The organism is Candidatus Protofrankia californiensis, from assembly GCF_900634765.1.
GTDB lineage: Bacteria > Actinomycetota > Actinomycetes > Frankiales > Frankiaceae > Protofrankia > Protofrankia californiensis.
Window position 1 is genome coordinate 13,742 of record NZ_CAAAFT010000380.1, and the last position, 6,514, is coordinate 20,255.

General features: G+C 69.2%; 5 protein-coding genes. 1 reads left to right on the forward strand and 4 read right to left on the reverse strand.

Going from position 1 to position 6,514, the window contains the following annotated elements; all coding sequences use genetic code 11:
- The 4 genes from DD1DGNOD_RS19540 to DD1DGNOD_RS19555 all read right to left on the reverse strand — a co-directional run.
- A partial coding sequence (locus DD1DGNOD_RS19540; RefSeq protein ID WP_131770777.1) for a bifunctional [glutamine synthetase] adenylyltransferase/[glutamine synthetase]-adenylyl-L-tyrosine phosphorylase occupies positions 1-2,191 on the reverse strand: 2,191 nt, incomplete at its 3' end.
- Positions 2,192-2,361: 170 nt separating this feature from the next.
- Complete coding sequence (locus tag DD1DGNOD_RS19545; protein WP_131770772.1) at positions 2,362-3,858, reverse strand: hypothetical protein; 1,497 nt, start codon at positions 3,856-3,858, stop codon at positions 2,362-2,364.
- A 204-nt stretch (positions 3,859-4,062) separates the two neighbouring features.
- Positions 4,063-4,245 (reverse strand): hypothetical protein, encoded by a 183-nt coding sequence (locus tag DD1DGNOD_RS19550; protein WP_131767921.1) that lies wholly within the window; start codon positions 4,243-4,245, stop codon positions 4,063-4,065.
- A 501-nt stretch (positions 4,246-4,746) separates the two neighbouring features.
- Positions 4,747-6,105, reverse strand: a complete 1,359-nt coding sequence (locus tag DD1DGNOD_RS19555; RefSeq protein WP_131767922.1) for a glutamine synthetase family protein — start codon at positions 6,103-6,105, stop codon at positions 4,747-4,749.
- Positions 6,106-6,298: 193 nt separating this feature from the next.
- Here DD1DGNOD_RS19555 and DD1DGNOD_RS19560 point away from each other — a divergent pair.
- The coding region (locus DD1DGNOD_RS19560; RefSeq protein WP_283234729.1) for a nitrilase-related carbon-nitrogen hydrolase at positions 6,299-6,514 on the forward strand (216 nt) is incomplete at its 3' end.

Below are 6,514 nucleotides of genomic sequence, written 5' to 3' on the forward strand. Positions count from 1 at the left end.
CGATCGTCGCCGCGGCAGCGTCCGACAGGGCCCGGCCCACCGCGGCGACGTCCAGCAGCCCGAGTAGGTCCGCGCAGGCCACCCGGATCAGCTCGACCCTGCGTACCGCACGCGCCCGGACGACCGCCTGCTCCCGGACCGGGTTGCGGCGGGCGATCGCGATCAGCGCCCGGACGAGCTGCTCACGGCCGCTGGGCTGCAGATCACCGGTGGTGCGCAGCAGCCGCACGGACTCCGGGGCGCGCTGCATCAGGTCCGCGACGTAGGTGCTCGCAGCCAGCAGGCGGGACAGCCGTTCGGCCGCGCCGCTTTCGTCGCGCAGCAGCCGCAGGTACCAGGGGGTGTGCCCGAGTGCCTCGCTGACCTGGCGGTAGGCGAGCAGACCGGCGTCGGGATCGGCGGCGTCGGCGAACCAGTGCAACATCGCCGGAAGCAGGCGACGCTGGATCGTCGCGGTCCGGCTGACTCCGTTGGTCAGCGCCTCGATGTGGCGCAGCGCACGCGCCGTGTCGGCGAAGCCCAGTGCGGCCAGGCGGTCGCGGGCCTCCGCCGGTGTCAGGCGGACCTCCTCAGCGGACAGCCTGGCCACCGCCTCCAGCAACGGCTGGTAGAACAGCCGTTCGTGCAGACGGCGCACGAACCGGGCGACACGGGCGTGCTCGGCCTCCATCCGCTCGGCGGTGGCAAGACCGAGGGAACGGGCCAACCAGCGCATCTCGGCAGGGTCACGGGGCAGGGTGTGCACCCGGCGCAGGCGCTGGAGCTGGAGACGGTGCTCGGTGCCACGCAGGAAGCGGTAGGCGTCGGCGAGGCCGGCGGCGTCCCGGCGTCCCACATAGCCGCCGCGGGCAAGTGCGTCGAGCGCGGACAGGGTCGCGGCGGTACGCAGCTTCGGGTCGGTCCGGCCGTGCACCAGCTGGAGCAGCTGGACGGCGAACTCCACGTCGCGCAGCCCGCCGGGGCCGAGCTTGAGGTCACGGTCGGCGTCCGCCCTGGGTAGTGACCGTTCCACCCGCCGACGCATCGACCGCACGTCGGTGACGAAACCGGGCCGGGACGCCGCCGACCAGACCAGCGGCCGCACCGCGGCGCACAGCCGCTCCCCCACCTCACGGTCGCCGGCGACCGGGCGTGCCTTGAGCAGCGCCTGGAACTCCCAGGTCCTGGCCCAGCGCCGGTAGTAGGCGTCGTGGCTGGCCAGGGTCCGCACCAGCGGGCCGTCCCGCCCTTCGGGCCGCAGCCCCACGTCGACCTGGAACAGCGCTCCCTCGCTCGTGACCGTCCCGCAGGCCCTGACCATGCCCACGGCGAGGCTGGTCGCCGTGCCCAGCGCCGCAGTCTCCTCACTGCGGGTCATGGCTGGATGATCGTCGTCGCAGCCGGGTTCGGCCACGAAGAGCACGTCGACGTCACTGACGTAGTTCAGTTCCCGGCCGCCGCACTTGCCCATACCGATGACCGCGAGGCGCACCGGTGGAGCCGACAGCGATATCGCCGACCGCGCGACCGCGAGCGCGGCGTCCAAAGCGGCCGCCGCCAGGTCGGCCAGCTCCACCGTGGCGTCGTCGAAGGCCACCGCGCCGGTCAGATCGCGTGCCGCCAGGACCATGAGGGCACGGCGGTAGGCGACGCGTAACGCGTCGAGGACGTCGGTGCCGTCGCCCGCGGCCCGCGGCAGGGGCGCGTCCGGATCCGCACCGACAGCGCGCAGCAGCTGCCCACGGGTCAGACGGGCGTTCGGTGGCACCCGCATCAGGCTGTCGTCGGCAAGCACCCGCCAGTCGCCGGGATGGCGTACAAGATGGTCGCCGAGGGCGGTGCTTGCCCCGAGCACCGCCACGAGCCGGGCACGCAGGCCGGGCTGCGCATCCAGGACGGCGAGCAGCTCGCGCCCGACGGCCTCCGGTGCGGTCTCCGCGATCCGCTCGATCGCCGCGAGCGCGAGGTCGGGATTGGCGGCCTGGGCGAGTTCCGCCAGCAGGGCGTTGTCGTAAAGATCGGTGACACCGGACGGCGCGGCAACGCACATGCCGGCGCCCGCGGCGCCGGCCGGATGCTCGTCGTCGTGGTCGACCAGGCCGAGTCGCCGGATCGTGACGGCGAACCTGTCCACGTTGCTGAAGCCCATCCGGGCCAGCTGCGCCTGCACGGAGCTCCCACGCGGATGCGTAGCGCCGGGATCACCATGCATCCGCACCGGCCCGACCTGGGAAACTTCGCCCACACGTCCATCCTCGTCCCCGGGCAGCCGTGCCGGCGGCCCGGGTCGGATGCGTCGGTTTTCCCCGGCTTCCCGCGGCTTTCTCCCGGCGCAGCCGGGATCCGGTCAGCGGCAGCCAGTAGACCCGGCAGGCGGGGCCCTCAGCGCAGCCAGGACACGAGGACAACCCCGACCACTATGATCACGCCGAGGAGAGCGGCTGCCGCGCGTCCCGGGCCCCCTCGCCCGGCGACGACCGCCGCCCGGACACCGGCGCCGGCAAGCCGCAGCAGCAGGAAGGCGATGCCGACCGCCGGGAGCGCGAGGACCGCGGCGTCCGCCGCTTCCGCGATCATGGCTGCCGGCTCCCCCGCTCCGGCGGAGCGCGCGGCGAGCGCGGCCTGGGCCCGCACCGAGGTCACAGCCCGCGTGACCACACTCGGAGCGATCATGATGATGAGGACGAGGTTGGTGGCCAGCAATGGTGCCATGACCAGCACCCATGCTGTGATCGTTCGTTGCGCCCGGCGGGTGAGGGCGGTGACCCGTGGATCAGGGATCCGATTCCGGTTCCGGTTGCGGCCACGGTTGCGACGTCGGTGCCGTCCCCCGGTGCTGGTCCACCGCTGACAGCGCTCACGCCCGTGGTGCAGCCAGGCGGACAGCACCGGCCCGATCCGGGCGAACAGGTCCGGAACCCCAGCAAGATCACTGAGAATGTAGTAACCGTCCAGCCGGAGCACCGGTACGAGCTGCTGGAACGCCTCCAGATGGACGAGCAGGACGATGACGACGAGTGCGTCCGCACGACCGACCGCAAAGGCGATCCCAAGGCCGACGATAAAGATCGCGTTGAAGTACACCCCACCGAGATCGGTTCGCAGCCGGGCGGTGCGGTTCAACCGGTAGGCGTCGGTGACGTCGGTGTAGAAGGCCGGCCACAGCAGGTACATGCCGCATCCGATCACCCCTGGTCGGCCGCCTCCGTAGTGGCAGGCAGCGGCATGGCCGCATTCATGAAAGATCATGGACACGAACGTGCCGCCGAGAACCGCGAGGATGAGCGCCGGACTGGCCAGAACGTGATGTATCTGCGCGGTGACACTGGATGAGGTGAGCAGCCAGACGTCCAACATGACCACAGCGGTCAGGACGCCGGTCACGACCGTCGGACGAAACAGCGGCGCGAGGACACGCGCGAGCACGCCCACGGCCGGTGCCGGCATGAGCGTGCGACGACCGGCAAGCCCCAGCAGCGGGGTCACCCGCGGCGTCGCGGTGGCCCCGCGACCGCCCGCGATCACTCCGAGGGGGATCAGCTTCGTCGTCAGCAGATACTCGACGTTGTCCGCGCTGACCGTACGCCCGCTGACCGCACGTACACGGTCCGCGATCGCGGGGATGTCCCGGCTGCCGTCCGCGGCGTCGACGATGTTCACCAACAGATCGGTGAGTGTGATGACCTGGCCGTCACAGCGGCGGACCAGGAAGGCCCGGTTTCGCAGACCCGACCCGGTGAACTCGCCGAGCATCTGAAGACCACCCGCGGGAACCGGACGTCGAGGAACGGCCACCGGTGGCTCGCCGCTGGCGAGGACGGCCGTCGCCGGGCCGGCGGAACCGGCGGCGGAAATCGGGACGGACGTCGGACGAACCACCGGCGAACCCCCGTGAAGAAATCGTGTTCGCGAAGAAATCGTGTTCGCGAGGAGTTGTAGAGCATCCGGCAACAGGAGCGTGGGGCCGGGACGGATTGGTGGTGGTGAGTCGGTGCCGGCGGGAACAGCGCGACGGTCACGCACCACCGCCACCACCGGCACCGCGGAAACCGGCCGGCGAAAACCGGCCCGTTCAGAACCCGTTTAGAAATGGATGAAGAAGGCTCCGCCGACGAAGTCGGCTGCCGCGGCGAAGAGGCCACCGAACCACCCGCCGCTCCAGCCGATGTCGGTGTAGTCCCAGACGGCCATAGCCGAACGCTCCGGAAGCAGCTCGGCGTGTTCCGCCGCCAGCTCGGCAGCGTCAAGACCATTCGTAGTCGTCATATTTTGCTTCCCTCTCCGGATAGCGCTGTCCAACGAGCAGCCAGAAATGTTCGTACTTATTGCATAGTTATTTTGTACTTATTTCGTACGTGATGAACCGCAGGCGACCGCACCCGGTGGACGACGGGCACGGAAGCACGACCCGCATGAACGGCAGCGTTCGCCAAATGCCACCGATCGTGCCGCCATCGGCCGCTTTTGCGGTCCATCGAGACTGGACTGTAGAGGCCTAAGCGGCGGAGCGCAAGCAACCGACTACTTCTAGTCGCCATGAGGTCGAGCCCGAACCCGCGTGGACCGTTTTACGGTCTTTCTTACGGACCTGCCGCCATCCGCCCGGTATCGCCCGTTTCAGCAGGCCAAAGAAAGCGCGATCATGCTTTGCCCGCACTCGGGGCCCCTTCCCGGATCCCCGGTCGCCCTGCCGAAACCCCGCCGAAGCTCCCCGCGCCGGGCGAGGTCGGATCCGCTCGTCACGAGCACGGCCGGATCACGGCCGGATCACAGTATGGGCAGGTACCGGTCGATCTCGAAAGGCGTGACCTGGCGCCGGTACTCGGCCCACTCGGCTCGCTTGTTCCGCAGGAAGAACTCGAAGAGATCGGCGCCGAGCGTGTCGCGTACCATGGTCGACCTCTCCATGGTCGCGATCGCCTCCTCCAGTGTGCCGGGCAGCGCCGTGATACCCCGCTCGCTGCGCTGCGACTCGGTCAGGGTCCACACGTCGTCGGCTGCCGGCGGCGGGAGTTCGTAACCCTCCTGGATGCCCCGCAGCCCCGCGGCGAGCATCAACGCGAATGCCAGGTAGGGATTGCAGGCGCTGTCCGGCGAGCGGAACTCGATCCGGGTCGCGTTCGGCTTGTTCGGCTTGTGCAACGGCACCCGCACCAGGGCGGAGCGGTTGTTGTGCCCCCAGCACACATAGGCGGGCGCCTCCAGCAGCTCGCCGGCGCGCTGGTCGCCGACAATCCGCTTGTAGGAGTTCACCCACTGGTTGGTCACCGCGGTGATCTCGGCCGCGTGGACGAGGAGACCGGCGATGAACGCCTGCGCGACCTTGGAAAGATGATAGAGGTCGGTCGGATCGTAGAAGGCATTCCGGTCGCCTTCGAAGAGGCTGAGATGGGTGTGCATGCCGGACCCGGCCTGGTCGCTGTAGGGCTTCGGCATGAAGGTCGCGTAGATACCCTGCCGCAATGCGACCTCCTTCACCACCTGACGAAATGTCATGATGTTGTCAGCGATGGTCAGGGCGTCGGCGTACCGCAGGTCGATCTCCTGCTGACCGGGCGCCACCTCGTGGTGGCTGAACTCGACCGAGATCCCCAACCGTTCCAGCACCCCGATGGCCTGCTGCCGGAAATCATGGCTGATGTCGTTCGGAGTGAGGTCGAAATACCCGGAGTCATCAACCGGCGGCGGAACCGGCGCACCGCGCTTCGGCGGTTGCCGCAGCAGGAAGAACTCGATCTCGGGATGGGTGTAGAAGGTGAAACCGGCGTCCGCGGCGCTGGCCAGCGTCCGCCGCAGCACCCATCGTGAATCCGCCGGGGACGGCGCGCCGCCGGGCATGACGAGGTCGCAGAACATACGCGCGGTGACCGGATTTTCCCCGCGCCATGGCAACACCTGGAATGTCGACGGATCCGGCTTCGCGAGCATGTCCGCCTCGTGGACCCTGGCAAAACCCTCGATGGAGGAACCGTCGAATCCGATGCCCTCGGCAAGCGCTCCCTCAAGCTCGGCCGGCGCGATCTCGACGGACTTCAGCACGCCGAGGACGTCGGTGAACCACAACCGGACGAACCGGATGTCACGTTCCTCAAGGGTCCGCAGAACGAACTCCTGCTGCTTGTCCATGGCAGCCTCCGCGCTGAGGGTTCGGCTCGCCGTCGCGGGCGGGCAAGTGGTTCAAGAGCGCCGGTCGGATAGCTCCCAGCCGACCATAGCGACTGGCCTGCCCAAACGCCGCGGCGCGGCATCGCGGCAGCCGAATCGGTGACGCATCGTCACAACCGGATCCGGACCGGACCGGACGCTCTAGGCTTCATCCATGGCCCAGTTGCGCGTCGCGCTCGCCCAGGTCAACACCACCGTCGGCGATCTCGGAGCAAATGCGGACCTGGTGAGCGCCTGGGCGAAGCAGGCTCTGCGCTCCGGCGCGCATCTGGTGGCGTTTCCGGAGATGACGCTCACCGGCTATCCGGCCGAGGACCTCGTCCTGCGTCGCTCGTTCGCGCAGTCCTCCCGCGCGGCCGTCAATCGTCTT